Raw genomic sequence first — 17,389 nt, 5'->3', positions numbered from 1 at the left:
CCGGTTATAGTTGCTTCATTAGAGCCTGTTACTACTCATTTAATAGATATCTTGTAGGACGGTTTAGTTTTTTTACCAAACCATCTTGTTCAGCACGTTTCAGCCAATCAAGCACTTGCGATTTATTCAACCCAGTGACCTCTGTCAATCTATCTACTGTAATTGGAGATTCGGCCAACCGCTGTAATTCTGTCCTGAATAGCAGATAAAAGTCTATAGGATTTACATCTAACTCTTTTTCCTCTAATTTTTTTTCCGTAGTTATTAGGTTGGGAGTTTCTTCATTAATAGTAGCAGTCCATTTTTTTTCGAGAGCTTGAGTTGACGATTTCTCTGCAGATCCAATAATTAATTCTGGATGCGATAATTCTGAAAAAAGATCTTGGGGCTCTGCTTTTAACTGCATTTTTGAACTGTCATTATTTTTAAGCAAATTCTCGATGGATAGGCCATTACTATCACTTGGCAACCAATGTCCCCCTTTGCTCACTAAGTCAGCATTAGCTGAATCTATATCGGTTGTTGGATTGACCCATAGTGGCACCCATCCTTTCTTAAGATTTTCCTCTGCCCCACTAATTGTTCCACCCTTTCGACCAGAATGAATAACCAATGCACTATCCGACAAGCAATAGATATATTTATTGCGAGCCATGGCATTTCCCGCATAGAAACTAGCTTCAGGATAAAAAGGGGATATTAGCACAACATGGTCATTCATAAGCCCCTTGCGCCATTTGGCACTAGTCGCAGCTTTTAACAGGCTATCTGCCAAAATCCCGATTACAACTCCACCTTGCCTCATTGCACCTAACATTGCTGTTTCATCTACTCCACGCGCAGCACCAGATACAACAGCTATATTTTCGTCCGCAGCTTTAACGCCGATGTGATCAGTAAAAGTAAGGTCTGATGCATTGGCATTTCGAGAACCAATGACAGCCAATCCCCCTCTATTTAATAAGGCTTTATTGCCACAGCCAAATAAAACAGGGGGAGAGTCTGTTTTAAGCCGATGCTTTAATCTCCATGGATATTCTGGATCAGAACGTGTCACTACCCACAAGCCTGCCCGTTGCCATTTCTCCATAGCCAAAGCGAGGCTATGTCCTCGATTCATCAACTCAATGATCCGATCCGTACTGATACGGGAGTCGTACCAGCCATTCAGTAAGGTTTGAGGATCAGAGTCCAACAAATCAGCTGGCGTAACTGCTTTTTCTTTCAACCATAGCGCAAAACGTCCCCATTCGGCATTGGAAAGTGGTTTGGCGTTTTCGCTAGTTGCTTTAGAAAAATAACTAGTCAGAAGTAAGGTCGCCTGGGCCGTTTTTGACAATAAGTTAGATACATTCATGAGTCTTTTACCGAAGATGAAGCAAGTGCAACAGGGTATACTTTACCACTACCTGCGCGTTGTAGGAGTGCTGCGATGACAGTTAACGTCCAGCCTGAATCTACAATGTCATCTACAAGTAAAACCGGTGTGTTAGGTAGAGGTTGATTTATCTCAAACGCACCGTCCAGATTTCGGCATTGATGGAAACGGTTTTGTTGCCCCTTTTGAGGTTGGTTATCTCTAACCTTGCTGATGGCATCAAAAAAAGGCAACCCCAAACATGCCGCCAAGCGGCGAGCGAAATCAGGGACTAATTGTACATGATTGCGTGAAGGTACACAGCATACCCATTGTGGCGCTGGATTCGGTTGCCAACGCTGCTGAATCATCTCGGCCATAGCAACCACTAGCTCATCATCAAAGTGATCTGCACGTTTATTATCGGCTACTAACCGTCCCCAACCAGCATCTCCCCAGCGAGACAACACTCGACCTTCTTGTGCTCTAATCTGCTGTGGCAAATTGCCGCTGAAGCCATATTGTAAAAAAGCATTAGCTGCTACCTGAGCTTTTGGAGTAATCGGCATTTCTGCATGTTTTAGGAAAGTCCCTGCACGATGTACCAAAGCAGGGTCAATGATTTGATTTATAATTGGTTGACCAATACAGGATGAGCATTTACCACATGGAGTTGGGTCGAGATCGTCCAGAGAACGACGTAGAAATGCCATTTTGCATCCAGTGTCGGTAAGGTACGCCTGAACCTCTTCCCATTCCTGAATACGTTGTCCTGTCAAATGAGCAATTCGGGCATGATCCATTTGATAGCGAACTGTGGTCCTAACCCAACGATTTTCATTTTTAATGATGGGGGCTGGATTTTCTACACTTAGTAACTTAAGTACTTTCTCAATCTGGCCGTGGCGTAGGTTAGTTTTTTCCTCGATGTTGCGGAGTGATAGACCATCATTATTTTCCAACACTCGAAGAATATCGTTAACTTGATCCTCCGATGGAAATGCAGAATCACGGAAAAAATCATGGATGTCGTTATCTTCTATCCCCGACATCAGTACACCTGTTGCATGAGCAATACCGCGCCCAGCCCGACCCACCTGCTGGTAGTATGCAACAATTGAACTCGGAGCTTGGTAATGGATTACAAAACTTAAATCAGGTTTATCATAACCCATACCCAACGCGGTCGTTGCTACCAAAACCTTAAGCTGGTTGTTAAGTAACAATTCTTCCAAGTACTGACGGTAAGCATTGCTGTTCTCAAAACCTTCAGCCTCGATGCTACCGTGGTATGCCATGGCAACTATACCGTGCATGCTCAACCATTCTGCCACCTGCTCGGCATCACGAACTGTTAATGCGTAAATAATGCCTGTTCCATGTAGCATCGGAATAACTTGGGCAAGCCAAGCTAAACGAGACGCCTGATCGGGTAAAGACATTGTATGCAGAGCGAGGCTTTCGCGAGTTAGAGGACCTCGGTGGATTTGTATATCCCCAAGCTGGGTTTGGATATCGTCAACAACTCGGTTATTGGCTGTTGCTGTCGTACCTAGTACTGGGGTGTTGGCTGGCAATTGACGAAGGATATTTACGATACGGCGATAATCAGGACGAAAATCATGACCCCAATCTGAAATACAGTGTGCTTCGTCAATTACCATTAGGGCGATACGATCGGCAATGGGCTGAAGGACCGTCTCAATAAAGGTATCATTTGCTAGCCGCTCTGGGGAAATGAGCAAACAGTCTATTTGGTTATTGAGAATTCGTTGAGTTACAGCTTGCCAATCCTCCCTATTAGCCGAATTCATTGTTTCGGCAACTATTCCCAAACGCTGCGCTGAATCAATCTGGTTACGCATTAATGCAAGCAGTGGGGATACAATAATCGTAGGCCCCATCTCGCGGTCACGGAAGATTTTAGTACTAATAAAATAAACCGAGCTCTTACCCCAGCCGGTACGCTGTACAACCAGTAGTTTCTGACGACGATTAACCAATGCATCAATGGCTTCCCACTGACCATCACGAAATTCAGCAGCAGGGTTAGCCAAAGCAGTCTGCAGCAGTTGTTGGGCTTGTGCTCGGTTCATTATTGCTCCTTAAGTTGCAATTTTTTACGGGTCACTTCTGATGAGGTTGCATAAATGTGCCTTTTGAAGTGGTTTACTGAATTTGGCCATCTGTCGGAGTGTGGATATCAACAATAACATCAACACAGTCTAAGATGAGACATACTGCAACCCAAGCAACTGCGCAATCCAGATAACGTGACAGTGATCATTTAAACAGATCACTGCAGGCAGTCATCACTGAAAAAACCATTTGCAATGCAACCTCTTTCAACGCTGCCAATTGTATTTCGAAACCATCCGGGTTGCTGTAATACGTGGTGAATGCGTGCACTGTCCGCCGACTTTGTATTGGTGATGATTAACTGGTGGTAGCTCATTATGATTTTTTCTCTGTGTTGGCTGGAGAAAAACGGCGGACCTCACGCAGGCGCTCTGGTGTCATTCATCAGCCAGTTTGATTCTTCCGTGCTATATATCCCGATACCACAGACCACACAGTGCTTTTTGCCCTAGTAATGGTATCCGAAACAAGCGCAGTATCAAGACTGCACGATAACAGGGGTATCCAGCCTGCCTACGATGCTATATATCTTTCTGTACCGTTCTGGCGGTCGTCAAACGGCTATTACCGTCGTTGGCGACAAATATAATCCGACTTCTGCAAGCTGGTGTAAGCCGCCCTTGATGGGCAGACTGACGCCATGCGGTTGAGTGAATTGAAGGAATTGGGAGGGAGTAACTCGGTGTGGTTGTCACACAATGGGATACTGGCGTAAATAAATCGGCATCAGCAAAACGATGTATCGAATATCAGCCTTGGCTACAGCCGAATGAGCGTTCCTCCCTGCTGTAATCTTTAGTGCGCTCTTTCGCAAAATAACTTAACCGAAACATCAGTTGATCATAAACCTCTTTGTAACCAGCGGAATTAACGTCTAGGTAATAAAGTGGATTATCGGGAAAACGGGCTAGCGGCCAGTGCTCTGAGCGATGACTAAGCTGTAAAGCACTCAACCATGCCTCTCGTATCAAAGACGCTAGGCCCGTCCCGTCTTCTTTGTAACTCCCCAACCCATTAAACGTATCGTTATTCACGAACAGCACCATGTGGTAATGAGACTTCTGGTTAATCTCCCCCACCTCCCGAACCCAGGCATCACGAAGGTGGCATGGATAAGTTCGTTTACCCTGCTTCAACTTACTTCTGTAGCGCGCTGCAATTTTTGCATCAAGGGATTCAATGAAGCGAGACATCAGACCCTGTCGGTTAATGAGAATCTCGTCAGGAAGGCGCAGGTCTACCCGAACTGCCATCGTCCGTGCGTGATCTGCAGTCGCGTTATTTATAACGCGTAGAATACGCTGCAGGTAAGTGGTGTTGAATGGTGCATGCCGTCTATCGAGACAGATATTGTCAAACATATAATTTTCCTTGGGTAATAAATTACGGGCAGGGCAAAACCTTACCCGCAATGGGTTGTTAAAGGGATTAAGGATTTAAAGGGTGATACCAGCCATTTAGGCTGTCGTGTATGAGTAACCGTATATGGGCGTGACAATGAGATAATATTGTTTATATATCAGTTGGTTAATTAATAATATTACCAACCCGTCATGGGTTATGAATTACGAATCCACAAGCACCAGGGGCCGGATGATAGAAAGTGATTGATTTTTACTCCGAAGTTATATGCCCCCATATAATAACTTTCTGGTGTACCAATCAATCCCATGATTGCCTGGTACGTATCACTAAATTCGTATCTCCCGACTGTATATCCCTTTTCTGCATTGAGGGCAGCGTTTCTCACCACCATATGACAGGCCGCACATCGTGCATTGCCATTGGGTTGTTGTAATGACTGGGGGCAGTTGTGCCACGAGTTGCTGAAGTTTCTCTATGGTGGAAGACTTCCCACTTGCTGCTGCTAACCAGGGGCACTGCAAAAGGGCTTCCGGTTGTCCGCGTGGAATATCGTGTTCAAACCATGACGGTGAAGTTCTGGTGGGGAGGTGGAATATCAATGGGCACTGACAATGGTGGCAGCGCCACTCTTCACTTTCTGCCATATTCACTTGGCGGGTAGGCACAATTTCGCCGGTTCTACGCTGTGCGATATAACATTTTTGTACTCGCATTTTCCAGACCTCACATTGGCCTGCTGGCACGAATATAATTTTCAGTTAGCGTTTTCAGTCCCCGGTAAGATTTTTGTTTTTCAGACATCCATTGCTTCAGAGTGTCAGGAAGCAGTAAGTGCAGCGAATACCATTCATCTAAATCCCGGCCTGCAACCAGTTCACACCAGCAAAGTAGTGTCAGCGTTTGTCGAAAGCCCGGTTGCGTATGCAGCCGGAATAACATCTGTAATTGTTCCGACAGTCTGCTTTTTCCAAGGCGGTAACATTCACTGAGCAACACTCCAGGTAACAGAGAATAGTCAGTACGTTTATTCAGTCGGGGGATAACAGCACACTCTTCCTCCTGGGATGTTTGAGTGACCTGTAATAGATACTGTGGGATGACAATTACCGATGCCATACCGTCCGATGACCGGCACGATGTAATCGCAAGTTTGTGCCAGTGCTCTATTTCCTGCTGACAAAAACCATGTAACAAATTGATGCGGGTAAAGTCATTAAGCCAGGCATTGTAATGGTTGAGCAATGAGATGTTTTTCATTGAAGATTTTCCTTGATTATTAAATTTCAGGCAGCCGTAAGCCTCCGCAGAAAGCGGATAGTGCAAGTACGGTCTGGGTTAGTTTTATTTGGTGAAGTAGGGCTTACTACTGTTTGCGGGATGCCTCAATGCGTGCCTGAAGCCAGGCTTCCACTTCACTTTTCCGCCAACGGGAGCTGCGCCCAAATTTGGTGGGTTTTGGAAACTCACCATCTTTGATGAGTTTGTAAAACCACTTATCCGTTAACCCGGTGAGTTGGGTGATAAAAATCATATCGATAAACTGGTCTTCGAGCAGGGAAGGTGTAACGGTCATGACGGTATTCTCCGGTAGCTAAATGGATACCGGAGTCGGTTTATGAATGACTGCTGCCCGCTCCGGCATAGCTACCGGTGCTGCTGTAAAAAATAGAGATGATTGTTGCTTAGCTCCGAAGCTCATCCAGCCTTGCTGATTAAACATACCTCTTACACCCATCTGCAGCGTCCTTAGCCTGTCCGACAAGAGGACTTCTTCCTGCGGCTTAAGCAGCTGGTTGAAGGCTATTGTTTGTAATTAGTGTTTTATTTCGTAAATCTAAGAGGTGTTTTTTGTAACTTATTGATATTTATATTTTCAGCTATGTTTTATAAATACGTTTTTACTACATTAAAACCATGTTATTTTTATTTTTTTTATGCCATTTTGTTATCGATATCACTATTGATAACATACGTTTTTACTATGTAAAATGAAGCCAATGAACCTCTGGAGTTGGTGGCAAAATGAACGAAAAAACGGTTATTGAGGAAAGTCGGGCATGGGAGAAGGAACGTATCGAAAAAGAAAAAATCAGACTCAGAAAGGAACAGGTAGAAAATCGCGACTGGATAAAAAACAAGCTAAAATGGTTGAATAAAGAGCCCCGGGCAGCTTTTTTCCATTTTTTTTACCTTGCTTTATATTTCGAAAAATTCAGAGGGGCAGGGGCTTTCCCAGAGGTTGAAAACCATGTAAACCCATTATCACAAAGTGCTCTCGGAGGTCCACCGCTTAATCTGGCGATTGATCAAACTCCAGGCCAGCAATCTGAAAAAATGGCTACGCTTGGTGTAATCGCATCAACATTTGATTTTAGTTCTAACCAGAGCAAATCTGAGTCAGATGCCCCGGAGTCGCCAAAAAGTTCCGTAAAATCAGAAGAGAACAGCTTGCTTCTGTCGCATTCTGATAAGCAAGAAAACATCGCAATAGACTTAGAAAATTTTCTCGGGACATTTAATGTTTCTACGTTAAAAAACCAACCAGCCAATGGCGTTTCTTTTCCAGTTTTTGCTAATAAAATCACCGGGGTGCAAGATATTGCCGGATGTATCATAAATACATTATCTGATTTCGACACAAAGAATATTATTAATTTCTTACGAGAAACCAGCAAAGTGTGGACAAGGGCTCAGGAGGATTTTCAGCAAGCTTTCTCGTGGATGGATATTAAAAATGAAGAACAATGTATTTGGGTGTGGAATACCATGAAAAATAAAGGTGTTTCCCCTCCGCTAAATCCACTTAATAATTTTCAGCGCTGGTATTTTATCTGTGCAACATTCGACTTATGGAACGGGTGGACGGATGAACAAGTTAAGGAATTAACGAAAGATCATAAAAAAATAAGCCAGCAGCGCCTTGAATTAAGGGATTCACCTTGTACTCCTCAGAAACACAAAGCAGTTTTGATGGATGAACTTGAAAAAGCCTGGAAGATGAAACTGGGTCGAAAGACGATAAAAAATCATAATGCAGAACTCATACTTCCGGCCAAAATAAGAAAGAAACTCAGGAAGCTCTCCGTTCATTACAACATGTCTGAGTCAGATATGATGGCCTCGCTTATTGAAAGCGAGTATGTAAGAAACAATCTATAGAAAATAAAACTTCCGCGTTTATTTAAAATAATTTTATATATATATCATTTCCCTGAACATCCCCCATTAAAGGCAGACCCATGAGGTTCTGCCTTTTTTGTTTTCATTTCAGAGGAGCGGTAATGAATCAATTTGACGGTTCACAGTCACTGCAGCAATCGCTTTCCGGCCTGCCGCAATGGGCATCAGAGCATATTCTGCAGCAGATAAACCAGCTTATTCACTATGAGCCGGTAATAGGCATTATGGGCAAAACAGGAGCGGGAAAGTCTTCGTTGTGCAATGCCCTGTTTGCCAGTGAGGTTTCACCTGTCAGCGATGTGGCTGCCTGTACTCGCGAACCACTGCGCTTTCGACTGCAGGTGGGGGAACGCGTGATGAGCATCGTGGATCTGCCTGGTGTCGGGGAAAGTCAGACCCGTGATTCAGAGTATGCCGCATTGTACCGGCGACAGCTTCCCCGGCTTGACTTGGTGCTGTGGTTGATTAAGGCCGATGACCGGGCGCTGGCGGTGGATGAGCATTTTTACCGTCAGGTGATTGGCGAGCAGTACCGGCATAAGGTGCTGTTTGTCATCAATCAGGCCGACAAGATTGAGCCAGCCAGTGGCAGCGAGACATTGTCTACGGAGCAGAAACGCAATATCAGCCGCAAAATCTGCCTGTTACATGAACTGTTCCAGCCGGTAAACCCGGTTTGTGCGGTTTCAGTACGTCTGCAATGGGGGCTTCGGGTAATGGCTGAAAGGATGATCCGTTGCCTGCCACGCGAGGCCAGCAGTCCGGTAGCGGTACAGCTCAGTGCGCCGCTTCGTACCGATGCCGTTAATAAAAAAGCCTGTGACGATTTTGGGGAAACGGTCGGCTCGGTACTGGACACAGTAAGCTCCATGCCCCTGATACCGGCCCCGGTTCGGACAATCATTCAGGCTGTACGCGGCACCGTGGTGTCGGTTGCTCGTGCTGTCTGGAATTTCTTCTTCTGAATATTGCCGCTTAATCCGTCGTTTCCTGAGCCCTGTCGCCATTTGAGCGGCAGGGCTTTTTTGTATTTATTTTCCATCATGAGGAGTCTGCTTATGACCCGTCTGGCTTCGCGCTTTGGCGCAGCAAACCTTATCCGTCGCGACCGTCCGTTAACCCATGAAGAGCTGTTTCGTGTGGTTCCCAGTGTCTTCAGTGAGGATAAACATCAGTCCCGCAGTGAACGCTATACCTACATTCCAACAATATCTCTGCTCGACAGCCTGAAACGTGAAGGCTTTCAGCCGTTCTTTGCCTGTCAGACCAGGGTTCGTGATCCTGAGCGTCGCGAGCACACAAAGCACATGCTGCGCCTGCGCCGGGAGGGACAAATCACCGGCAAACAGGTACCGGAAATCATTCTGCTCAACTCTCATGATGGTACAAGTTCGTACCAGATGCTGCCGGGGTTATTTCGTGCGGTCTGTGCGAATGGGCTCGTCTGCGGTGAGTCGTTTGGCGAGGTGCGAGTGCCGCACAAAGGAGATGTGGTGAGTCAGGTGATTGAAGGGGCGTATGAGGTATTGGAGATTTTTGACCGTGTGGAAGAGAAGCGAGATGCCATGCAGTCGCTGATGCTGCCGCCACCTGCACAACAGGCTCTGGCACAGGCCGCACTGGCTTACCGTTTCGGGGAGGACCACCAGCCGGTTGCCCCGACACAGATACTTTCCCCACGCCGCTGGCAGGATGAGAGTAATGACCTGTGGACCACCTACCAGCGTATTCAGGAGAACCTGATAAAAGGTGGGCTTAGCGGACGTAGTGTAAAAGGCGGGCGAACGCATACCCGTGCCGTGCGCGGTATCGATGGCGACGTGAAGCTTAACCGTGCGCTGTGGGTGATGGCAGAAACGATGCTCAGCGGGTTTCAGACAAACAAATACTAGCTCCAGGTTAATGCGGACATCACCTGTCCGTTCATTGCTCAATTTACAGGCAATATTTCCTCTGACTGGACACGAAGCCGCATTCTGATTGCGTTCAGCCTGCTGAAAAAATACTGCTTCTGCTGTCCATATCCTGTCCGGCCCTCTCGTTACACTAATCACTTAATTTTCAGTCTATTAACAGGATGGAGAACGCCTCTCATGTCTCAGACTGAGCGCCGCCATGAGCGCCTTGCGGTCCGCTTGTCGCTGATTATCAGCCGCCTTGTGGCGGGAGAAACGCTGATTATGCAGAAGCTGGCTGTCGAGTTTGGCGTGTCAGTTCGCACGCTGCGTCGGGATTTTCGCGAGCGGCTGGCTTATCTCGACCTGGAATTCCGTAACGGGCAATGTCGTCTGCTGTCTGGTAGTCGTCAGAGGGAGCTGACGGTGCAGACCTTTGTCCGTCAGTCCGGTGTGGAGGCTCTTTTCCCGGAGATTGACAACCAACTAGTCAACTCACTATTGAGTGCCAGCGAGTCACCCTGTCTTATCTGGCACAGCACCAACGCCAGAACACAGGCACGGACTGAAGTTTTTACGCGACTGATTCGCGCCATCACAGAACACCGTCGGGTAACGCTACTGGCAGAAGGCGGTCGTTACTCTGGCCTGGCTCCTTACCGCCTGGTGTGCAGCGACGGCTGCTGGTATCTGACCGGTGAGCTAGGGGGGCATATAACGGTTTTCCCGCTGGGCGATATTCATACGATTACCTTCCACCCGGCACTGTTCGTGCCGGATACACGGGTGCGTAACCTGCTGTCACATCCCGATTTTCTTCGGGTATTACCTCACTTTCAGACTTTCCACTCACTGCTCGTTGTCACTGACGACGGGTTTTCACCTAAAAAGGAACAGATATGAAATTACTTACTACCACGGCGCTGGCGCTCAGTCTGTGCGCGGGTACCGTTTTGCCAGTAGCCGCTGAAAATGTCGTAGGGACTGTTAAGGCCTGGCAATACATGCAAGCTGACGGCTGGAAATCAGCCGATGGTCTGGACAATCACACCCTCAGCAATGCGCTCTACGGTGCCAGAGTCATTGATAATTACCCCTGGACCCGGCAGTTTCTGCTACGGATGGGATACAACGGAGGCTATTTTGTCGCGGACAAAAGCACCAAAACGGTACGCAAACTTGCACTCAAAACGGCCAGTGGCTCCCCCGCCGATTTGACATCCGTGTACCAGGGAGAGGGTAAGGCGTGTGGGTTCACTCTGATTGATACCCAGGCCTCGCTGCTGGACGAGGCGCAACAGAGATCGGGTGGAACAGATAATCCGACAGAAGCGTTGAATCATGCCCGGTCTACCTACGTACCGAAAGCCCTGCTGGTCGTGCCTGATAATTGCGTCAATCCAAAACAACAGGCCGCGCTGGCGGCTAAGCGTTCTCAAAAAGACCGTGAACTGCAGCAGTGGGTGGCGAAGCAGAGCATGGCTGAACTGTGCCGCCGTACCGGTAACTGCTGAGAGTCTGATTACAGGCGTTTTAAATCACACCAGATGCCCGGCAAATATATTGGGCGTAATACGACACCCATTAATTCAGGAAGAATGCCATGTTAAGAATTATCACCTCAGCCATTCCCGCTCTCATTCTGTCATTCGCCACCTTCAGTACCGGTGCCGCGCAGCTTCCGGCAAGCCTGATGGATAAAGACAATCCTGGTCAGGAATACTGGTGCCAGGGAAACGATATAAACACCTCCATGTGCTCGCTGACCGGCGTCAGTCATGACCGTAAGTTTGCCCTGATTCAGGACCTGCCGGGCCCTGCCTGTGAAGATTTAAGCTTCGGGGTTATCGACCTGGTGCGCCAGACCGGCATCAATGTTCCTTACGATGGTGGTGACTGTAAGGGCGATGTGCAGGCCGGATTTGTGCGTGGCTCGAAAGATAATGCTCTGTATGTGAAGATTGTCCGGGGCAGCAAAACCCTGAGGCTGTATAAGGTACAAACCGGTTACTGACAGTCACCTCACACCCGCATACTCCCACAGCCCCTGACGCGTCTGCGTCAGGGGCTTTTGCTTTTAAGGTACACCGAATGCCTGAATATCAATTACTACCGTCGGGTTCATTCACTCGCCTGCAGGCCGAAGCTGTTACCCGCCGGTATCACAACATCGCCATTGAAGACGACCAGGGCAGTCACTTCCGTCTGGTGGTTCGCGACTCCGAAGGCCGGATGGTCTGGCGAGCGTGGAACTTTGAACCGGATGCCGGTACGGCACTAAACCGGTATATCGTGCAGGATGGCATTTACAGAGCATTATCCACCGACTGACCCCGGGCATTCACTTCACATCCCCGAACGCCCTTTACATACGCCAGCCATCGCCGCTGGCGTTTTTTATTGACGGAGAAACCCTATGACAACACAGACACAGTACGAGTTTGTTCCCGCTAACGAACCGGAGTTCACCCTCAGTGCCACGCAGGTACCCGACGAACAGAGAATCAACTTCTGGCTACAGCACTTCAGCTCCATTCCGCAGTGGATAACGCTGGAGCCACGGATTTTCACCTGGATGGACCGTTTCTGTGATGAGTACAGCGGTGGTATCTGGTCCTTTTACACGCTCAGCAATGGCGGAGCGTTTATGGTCCCTGATGCTGACAGTGACGATAAATGGCATCTTTTTAACGGCATGAACGGCAATGGTGCGGAAATAAGCGCGGAAGCCGCAGGTATCGCTGTCTGCCTGATTGAATACAGCCATCACGCCTGTCGCATCGAATGCGATGCCATGACTGAGCACTATTACCGCCTGCGGGATTACGCCCGGCAGCACCCTGAATCCCACGCCATTCTGCGCATTATTGATTAAGGATACTCATGATGGAACAGTCACTTATCCCACTGACTCCGGTACTTCCACCGACCGCACAACGCACGGTAAAACGCGCTTTAACTCTGCTTGACCGACACCTGCGCGAAACAGGCGTGGCATTCACCTCCACTCAGGCTGCCCGTGACTGGTTGAAACTGAAAATGGCGGGGCTGGAGCGCGAAGAGTTTATGGCGCTGTACCTGAACCAGCAAAACCAGTTGATTGCCCATGAAACCCTGTTTGCCGGTTCCATTAGCAGCACCGAGGTACATCCCCGTGAGGTGGTCAAACGTGCCCTGTATTTCAATGCAGCAGCAGTGATTCTGGCGCATAACCACCCCTCCGGCGACACCACACCCAGCCAGGCTGACAAAGCCATTACGCAGCGTCTGGTGCAGGCGCTTCAGCTCGTTGATATCCGTGTGCCTGACCACCTTATCGTCGGTGGTACGCAGATATTTTCGTTCGCTGAACACGGTCTTCTTTGAGGTATTACATGAAAATTATCAGTAAACGCCGGGCAATGACGATTTACTACCAGCATCCGGCCTCCCGCATTTTTCGATACTGCACCGGCAGATACCAGTGGCACGGCAGTGTATGTCATTACACCGGTCAGGTAGTTCCTGACATTCCCGGCGTGCTGCCGGTATACGCCGAACGTCGCCAGGACCGTAACGGGCCTATGCCTGTCTGATGAGTATCACCCTGAACTGACAATAAAGGAGAAGCCCGATGGGAAATAACGTCACATGGGGACTGCAGCGGGATATTACGCCACGCCTGGGAGCCCGTCTGGTGCAGGAGGGTAACCAGCTGCACTATCTGGCTGACCGGGCCAGCATCACCGGTAAATTCAGTAACGCCGAATGTCGGAAGCTGGATGAAGTATTTCCACACTTTATCAGCCAGATGGAATCAATGCTGACCACCGGTGAACTGAATCCCCGACACGCACACTGCGTCACCCTGTATCACAACGGTTTTACCTGCGAAGCCGACACCCTTGGCAGTTGCGGCTACTTATATATCGTTGTTTATCCAATCTAACGCTAATTACTTTCGCGAGAGAAAACATGAAACCTCAACCTGCAACGTCTTCGCGGGCGGTAAAGCCCTACCAGTCACCCGTGGCTGTCTGGCAAATGCTACTGACACGCCTGCTGGAACAGCACTATGGCCTGACGCTAAAGGACACACCTTTCAGTGATGAAACCGTTATTCAGGAACATATCGACGCTGGTATCACGCTGGCCGATGCCGTTAACTTTCTGGTGGAAAAATACGAGCTGATTCGAATAGATCGCAAAGGATTTAGCTGGCAGGAACAATCCCCTTATCTTCGGGCTGTCGATATCCTGCGGGCACAACAGGTAACTGGCTTGTTACGAAGAAACTGTAATAACTCTGCGTTGTGAATATTGCGAACTATCTCCCGATTTACACCGCCGATCTTTGTTCCATGTTTACTCATTGCATAATGCGCCTGCTGGTACTGGTGGGTGCGTTTACTTTTTACGGAAAAAATACCATGCAAACTGAAGTCGTAGTTTTAACCGACCGAAATATTATCCGGAGATGCTACCTTCAGATAATAAAAAACGCCCCAGGCTGAAATGATGCAATCGGGTATAATCACAGCGCCATCTTTGAGTTGGTTTATGTGCTGCGTTAAGCGCTGATTTTTGAAAGAAAGTAGTTGAGTATATAACTGAGTATATATTACCAATGTATTAACAATTAATCTCTTGTAATTCATTTGATTAACCTTGAAAGGCGAGTCCGGCCTTCGCACCATAGAAACATCAACGCTCGTCTTTTTTCTGCCCGAAATCCTGTATCCGCAAGGCCTTCCCGCGCTTGTTCATTCAGCGTAAGTTAATCTGATCCACTATTCCGCAACACGCTAACTGCAGCAAACATCCTTTAATTAAGGATATGAATAGTTGCTCATTCTGATAATCCCAAACTTCTGTCCTGTCATGAGATAACCCGTGTTATCAGGATGATGTGCGATCTGAGCCTGCCACCGGACATAAAATTCAATTTACCCGGCATCACCGTTGTCATCTTTTGTTGAAATTATCCCGATTGACATAAATGTATCGATTGAGATAAATTCAACGCCTGCACAACGACCAGACCTGAAGGACACTATGACAAACATCGCTGAAACCGGGCGTTTACGCCACCGGGAAGAAGGTGGCTATTCACGCGGTGAACAGACGCGTCGTCGTCTGATAGACGTCGCTATTAGCCTGTTTGGCAAACATGGTTACGAGGGGGCATCCACCCGTGATATCGCCCGTCAGGCTGGCGTAAATACCCCGGCATTACAGTATTACTTCGATAACAAAGAAGGTCTCTACAAGGCCTGTGCGGATCATCTTATGGAGGCTGCCGAGGCACACTTCACCCCCGTGCTCGATGACGTAGAGGTGATACTGAATAACCCGCAAACAAGCAGAGAGGCGTTAATCGAGGCATTTTTACGTCTGCAAGATACGATTGCTGACTACTTACTCTGTGATGAACAAGCGCAGAAACGTGCGCTGTTTCTGGCTCAGGAACAGGCCGGGCATGGCGGGCTTGCAGACCCACTACGAAGCCTCAATAAGCAGCGTGTGACTCAGGTCGGAATTGCGTTGGTTGCCCGGCTTAGTGATTGCGACGTAGATAACCCACAGGTACTGCTGCGCCTCATCACCACTAACGGGCAGTTAATGGTGTTTCATATCATGCCGCGTGCGGCTATGGAGTCGATGGGGTGGCAAGATTTCAGTGGGGATAACCTGAAAATGCTCAAGGAGACTGTACGGACTCAGACCAGAGCGTTGATTGATAGCTGGAAGCGACAGGACTAACCCAAGAAAAAGAAGTCATTATTTCCCGAGCGTTTATCCAAAACGTCAGTAATGAATTTTTAATAATTTTTTTGTTCAGATTTAATTTGAATCTGAACGTTGTTTTTATGCCTGTAATATAAATTTCATGATGGCTGACTACACACTTTAGCATATATATATTTCAGGAATTTTATGTGTAATAAATTGTTAATTATTTCGTTGATTGGTTTTGGATTGATGCCTGGCCTGCTCCAGGCCCAGACGGGTAATATTAAAGAAAATAAAGATAAATCTGCCGATGACCCGACAAAAATAACGACCAAAGTTGGGATCGCCTGGTCCGATAGCTATGATATGAATGACAGTAACGTGTCTTTTTCCGGCTCGCTTGCACTTGATGAAGCAAGGCAAATCAATGCGAGTGTTAATAGCGATGGCAGTGAATGGCGTGTGGGTGGATCCTGGTTGTTCCCGGTGGGGATTATTAACTTCAACTTTGGTAAGAATGATTATCCTAATGGCGCCTCACAGACCAACTATTCTGTCGGTACTTTCATACCGTTAAGCTACTTCGGTTTTGAACCTGCGGGATTCCAAATCTTTCCGATGGCCGGTTACACCTACAATACGGGCGATACGCTGTCTTGTGGTAGCGACAAAGGCGGTGCCTGTAACCAACCTGGGTTCAGCGGCGAACCGTCCCCTGAGAACGGTTTTAACCTACAGGAAACGGCTGGCAGCAGCGGCTACATTGGTGCATTTTCTCTTAAACCTTTGACCGATGATCTACGTTTGCTGAACTTTGTCGGCGTGTCTTATGGTTCTAAAAATGATGAAGGGGAGAACTATAAAGGCTATTTCGCCGGTGTAGGTCTTGGTTATTCCTTTAATAAACACCATTCAGTTAGCGGCTTTACGTATATTCAAGATAACAACACCTATCTTGATGAGGCAGAAAAACGCTTCCAGCTGTCTTATAAATATCAGTTCTGAGTTTTCCAGGATAACCGCTTGTTAACCCTACCCACGTTTTTACGTGGGTTTTCTTATAAGTAAAATCTGGTGATGTCGCCACAAACGGGACTTAACGGACATATAGCCGTCCGGGTGTTTAAGTGGTTAAAATAAAAAACATAAACCTTGCTATAATAATTTCGTTATGTCTTAATAGCGTCATCGGTTTGGAACACAGACCTTATGAAAGCAGTTTTAGTAAAGCAGTCCTCAGTTCAAGTGCTATCCACAGATACCCTTCGTCGTGAGCCTCCTCCTAAGTGCCAAATAAGTAACTCTAAATACAGGCCATCATCGCCGCGCTTAGTGGCTCATTAATTAAGGAAGTATCTATGTCTAATAAAATGACTGGTTTAGTAAAATGGTTTAACGCAGATAAAGGTTTTGGCTTTATCACTCCGAACGACGGCAGCAAAGATGTATTCGTACATTTCTCTGCTATCCAGAGTGACAGCTTCAAAACCCTTGATGAAGGTCAGCAGGTATCTTTCACCATTGAAAATGGTGCTAAAGGCCCGGCAGCTGGCAACGTCACCCCGCTGTAAGCTGCACCCATTATCAGCGACGTTTACAACAGCGATGAAGGCAATGGCCTGAGCAGATAAGCTCTGCTGATGATAAAATGAACCCGCCAAGTGCGGGTTTTTTGTTGCCTGTATTTCACCGGATTACAGTCTGTTCCTGCTTAATGCGGGCAGGTAACCCTATAAAGGTG

At 47.4% G+C, this 17,389-nt stretch carries 20 protein-coding genes and 1 pseudogene; 15 read left to right on the top strand and 6 right to left on the bottom strand.

Going from position 1 to position 17,389, the window contains the following annotated elements; genetic code table 11:
* Positions 1-31: 31 nt before the first annotated feature.
* The 6 genes from ACMYSK_RS16450 to ACMYSK_RS16425 all read right to left on the bottom strand — a co-directional run bounded on the left by ACMYSK_RS16450 (position 32) and on the right by ACMYSK_RS16425 (position 6,434).
* The gene (locus ACMYSK_RS16450) at positions 32-1,357 is read right to left on the bottom strand and encodes a DNA-processing protein DprA (RefSeq protein ID WP_434636935.1); all 1,326 of its coding nucleotides are present in this window, start codon (positions 1,355-1,357) and stop codon (positions 32-34) included.
* Positions 1,354-3,453, bottom strand: a complete 2,100-nt coding sequence (locus ACMYSK_RS16445; protein WP_434636934.1) for a RecQ family ATP-dependent DNA helicase — start codon at positions 3,451-3,453, stop codon at positions 1,354-1,356. Before ACMYSK_RS16445 ends, ACMYSK_RS16450 begins: the two co-directional genes overlap by 4 nt.
* 792 nt (positions 3,454-4,245) lie before the next feature.
* Positions 4,246-4,857 carry an inovirus Gp2 family protein gene (locus tag ACMYSK_RS16440; protein ID WP_434636932.1) on the bottom strand — a complete coding sequence of 204 codons (612 nt, stop codon included), beginning with the start codon at positions 4,855-4,857 and terminating at the stop codon, positions 4,246-4,248.
* A 330-nt stretch (positions 4,858-5,187) separates the two neighbouring features.
* The gene (locus tag ACMYSK_RS16435; protein ID WP_434636931.1) at positions 5,188-5,574 is read right to left on the bottom strand and encodes a putative zinc ribbon protein; all 387 of its coding nucleotides are present in this window, start codon (positions 5,572-5,574) and stop codon (positions 5,188-5,190) included.
* A 10-nt stretch (positions 5,575-5,584) separates the two neighbouring features.
* Positions 5,585-6,118 carry a secretoglobin family protein gene (locus ACMYSK_RS16430; protein ID WP_434636929.1) on the bottom strand — a complete coding sequence of 178 codons (534 nt, stop codon included), beginning with the start codon at positions 6,116-6,118 and terminating at the stop codon, positions 5,585-5,587.
* A 106-nt stretch (positions 6,119-6,224) separates the two neighbouring features.
* Positions 6,225-6,434 (bottom strand): helix-turn-helix transcriptional regulator, encoded by a 210-nt coding sequence (locus tag ACMYSK_RS16425; RefSeq protein WP_434636927.1) that lies wholly within the window; start codon positions 6,432-6,434, stop codon positions 6,225-6,227.
* A 449-nt stretch (positions 6,435-6,883) separates the two neighbouring features.
* Between ACMYSK_RS16425 and ACMYSK_RS16420 the strand changes: the two genes are divergently transcribed.
* From ACMYSK_RS16420 to cspE, 15 genes and pseudogenes are all read left to right on the top strand, one after another.
* A complete protein-coding gene (locus tag ACMYSK_RS16420) occupies positions 6,884-8,020 on the top strand; it encodes a hypothetical protein (RefSeq protein WP_434636925.1) in 1,137 nt (378 codons plus the stop codon).
* A gap of 122 nt (positions 8,021-8,142) precedes the next feature.
* Entirely contained in the window at positions 8,143-9,006 is an 864-nt protein-coding gene (locus ACMYSK_RS16415; RefSeq protein ID WP_434636923.1) for a GTPase family protein, read from the top strand.
* Between the two features lie 93 nt (positions 9,007-9,099).
* The gene (locus tag ACMYSK_RS16410) at positions 9,100-9,933 is read left to right on the top strand and encodes a DUF932 domain-containing protein (protein WP_434636921.1); all 834 of its coding nucleotides are present in this window, start codon (positions 9,100-9,102) and stop codon (positions 9,931-9,933) included.
* A 201-nt stretch (positions 9,934-10,134) separates the two neighbouring features.
* Positions 10,135-10,839 (top strand): transcriptional regulator, encoded by a 705-nt coding sequence (locus ACMYSK_RS16405; protein WP_434636920.1) that lies wholly within the window; start codon positions 10,135-10,137, stop codon positions 10,837-10,839.
* Positions 10,836-11,450 (top strand): hypothetical protein, encoded by a 615-nt coding sequence (locus tag ACMYSK_RS16400; RefSeq protein WP_434636918.1) that lies wholly within the window; start codon positions 10,836-10,838, stop codon positions 11,448-11,450. The genes ACMYSK_RS16405 and ACMYSK_RS16400 overlap by 4 nt, the downstream gene beginning before the upstream one ends.
* Positions 11,451-11,539: 89 nt before the next feature.
* On the top strand, positions 11,540-11,950 hold the full coding sequence (locus ACMYSK_RS16395) for a hypothetical protein (protein ID WP_434636916.1): 411 nt from the start codon (positions 11,540-11,542) through the stop codon (positions 11,948-11,950).
* A gap of 77 nt (positions 11,951-12,027) precedes the next feature.
* Entirely contained in the window at positions 12,028-12,267 is a 240-nt protein-coding gene (locus ACMYSK_RS16390; RefSeq protein WP_434636914.1) for a DUF905 domain-containing protein, read from the top strand.
* Positions 12,268-12,352: 85 nt separating this feature from the next.
* On the top strand, positions 12,353-12,811 hold the full coding sequence (locus tag ACMYSK_RS16385) for an antirestriction protein (RefSeq protein WP_434636913.1): 459 nt from the start codon (positions 12,353-12,355) through the stop codon (positions 12,809-12,811).
* Between the two features lie 8 nt (positions 12,812-12,819).
* Complete coding sequence (radC, locus tag ACMYSK_RS16380; RefSeq protein ID WP_434636911.1) at positions 12,820-13,302, top strand: RadC family protein; 483 nt, start codon at positions 12,820-12,822, stop codon at positions 13,300-13,302.
* Between the two features lie 8 nt (positions 13,303-13,310).
* Positions 13,311-13,531 (top strand): annotated as a pseudogene (locus tag ACMYSK_RS16375) (DUF987 domain-containing protein).
* Positions 13,532-13,549: 18 nt separating this feature from the next.
* Entirely contained in the window at positions 13,550-13,864 is a 315-nt protein-coding gene (locus ACMYSK_RS16370; protein WP_434636909.1) for a type IV toxin-antitoxin system YeeU family antitoxin, read from the top strand.
* A 26-nt stretch (positions 13,865-13,890) separates the two neighbouring features.
* Entirely contained in the window at positions 13,891-14,232 is a 342-nt protein-coding gene (locus tag ACMYSK_RS16365) for a TA system toxin CbtA family protein (protein WP_434636906.1), read from the top strand.
* Positions 14,233-14,970: 738 nt separating this feature from the next.
* Positions 14,971-15,678: a CerR family C-terminal domain-containing protein gene (locus ACMYSK_RS16360; RefSeq protein WP_434636904.1), complete on the top strand. Its 708-nt coding sequence runs from the start codon at positions 14,971-14,973 to the stop codon at positions 15,676-15,678.
* 174 nt (positions 15,679-15,852) lie between these two features.
* Complete coding sequence (locus ACMYSK_RS16355; protein ID WP_434636902.1) at positions 15,853-16,653, top strand: hypothetical protein; 801 nt, start codon at positions 15,853-15,855, stop codon at positions 16,651-16,653.
* Between the two features lie 353 nt (positions 16,654-17,006).
* Complete coding sequence (cspE, locus tag ACMYSK_RS16350; protein WP_031520308.1) at positions 17,007-17,219, top strand: transcription antiterminator/RNA stability regulator CspE; 213 nt, start codon at positions 17,007-17,009, stop codon at positions 17,217-17,219.
* Positions 17,220-17,389: the final 170 nt, after the last annotated feature.

This window comes from Klebsiella sp. I138, assembly GCF_051131765.1.
Classification (GTDB): Bacteria; Pseudomonadota; Gammaproteobacteria; order Enterobacterales; family Enterobacteriaceae; genus Klebsiella.
The sequence above is the reverse complement of the archived record's forward strand: the minus strand, read 5'-3'. Positions and strand labels throughout refer to the sequence as shown.